Source organism: Methanosarcina sp. (genome assembly GCF_049706645.1).
Taxonomy (GTDB): Archaea; Halobacteriota; Methanosarcinia; order Methanosarcinales; family Methanosarcinaceae; genus Methanosarcina.
This window is the reverse complement of the sequence record NZ_JBNAKP010000061.1, coordinates 1-1,736: the sequence shown is the minus strand read 5'-3', so window position 1 is coordinate 1,736 and position 1,736 is coordinate 1. Positions and strand designations below refer to the sequence as shown.

At 44.2% G+C, this 1,736-nt stretch carries 1 pseudogene; it reads left to right on the top strand.

The window, feature by feature from the left end:
• A pseudogene (locus ACPK8D_RS16180) lies at positions 1-1,736 on the top strand (hypothetical protein); the annotation flags it as partial.

Below are 1,736 nucleotides of genomic sequence, written 5' to 3'. Positions count from 1 at the left end.
AAGAGGACACTCTCCAGATTACTATAAACCTGCCTTCGGATATCTGGGGTAAAATCGAAGCCCTCTGGAAAAACCGTGATATCAAGCTTATAGTCAATGACTCTTCAGGCCGCGAAATCCAAAACCTGAACTACGGCCAGGCAACCGGCTTTTTCCAGAAAGTTTCATTCCAGGAAAACGTGGAAATTCCGGATTCCACAGTCTCAGGATATGCCTCAATTGAACTTTATTACGGAGACGAGCTCAAAGCCTCGGACTGGTTCGTGATTGAAGTAAGCCCGGTAAAAGACATAACAGCAGACGCTTTTAACACGCTGCTCTCTGTAAACTACCAGGGAAACAGCCACGCCTTCAGGGAATATGCTATTAATGTGGAGCCTGACATAAAACCCGATCAGATAAAAATAAGGAAAGTAACCGGTACTCTGAAACGGGAAATCTCACCTGCTGACAAAGACACTGTCTACGCTGACAAAAATAATACTTATGCTAACAATTATCCTGACAAAAATTACACTATTTATTACGTTTTCGAAATTCCTGTCCTGAATTATACCCTTGTTAATCTCGAATCAGGAGAAAGTTTCAACAGCAGCATGAAACTTTCCACGCTGATTACCTCAAGGGAACCGCTTCTTGAAGAGCTTGTCAGGGAATACGAAACCGAACTTGGAAACTCCTCAAGCCTTGATTCGACATCCAACCTTGTGCTCGGGGCAACAAACCTGAGGACTTTCGTCTACGGCCCCTGGCAGCATTATGCAAACGGCCCTCTTAATATCCTGACCAATCCTGCTCTTTCAAGCTCGATCAATGGGGCTACACTTTACACCCAGAAAAGAATTTTTGACTCGGTTGACCCTCTCGCTCTCACATACACTACTTACTATAACGGAAAAGTTCTCTACGAAGATATTTCTCCCTCAGGAAGCATCTCAAACCGAGATAAAGTACCCTCAGGCTCTACTAGTAACCTGAATGCCTCAATCTCTCATTATGAGCAGGATAAAAGCGTAAACCTGACAACGACTTATGATTCGCTTGCACAGAACAAATCCTTCTCGTTAGACGTGGACAAAAGCATAGTAGAATCCCTTAAAGCGACAAATACCTCTTTTGAAGAGCTTTCCGAATATTCGAAAATCGAAGTTTCCGCCTCCGATTATACCGACGGGGTTCTTGACGGCTGGGTCTTCAATGACCATGTATGGACAGAGGAAGATCCTGACCTTATTCATGCAGTCACGGATAGCGTTTATACAGCATCAGTCCAGGGACAGATTCTAAGAGACGGCTTTGATTCTCCGGACCCTATGTCCTCTACTATAACTGCAAATTTTGACCGGGACTCAGTTTCGTTCAGCAGTCAAACCGTCAACTGGGATCCACACTATCTAGCATCCGGAACACACATCGGGTCTCTTGTACCTACTTATGCATGGAGAGATTCAACCGGAAATTCTTACTCGGAAACCTTAACTCCTTCAATTGACCCGCCGAAAGGAAATGTAGCCGACTGGTTCGTCACATCGGCATCTGTCAGCCTGATCTCTGCCGATGTAACCGATGTGAAGATTGAACCTCATTTTTCCTATGCAAGTAATAATACCCTCCCGATTGAAAACCGGAGCGAAGGCTACCTGAACCGGGAAGACCATGTTTTCGACTGGCGAATCAGGTACGATATCTACTATAAAATAACGACAAAATGGAAAATTGATTACAGTTACGATTAT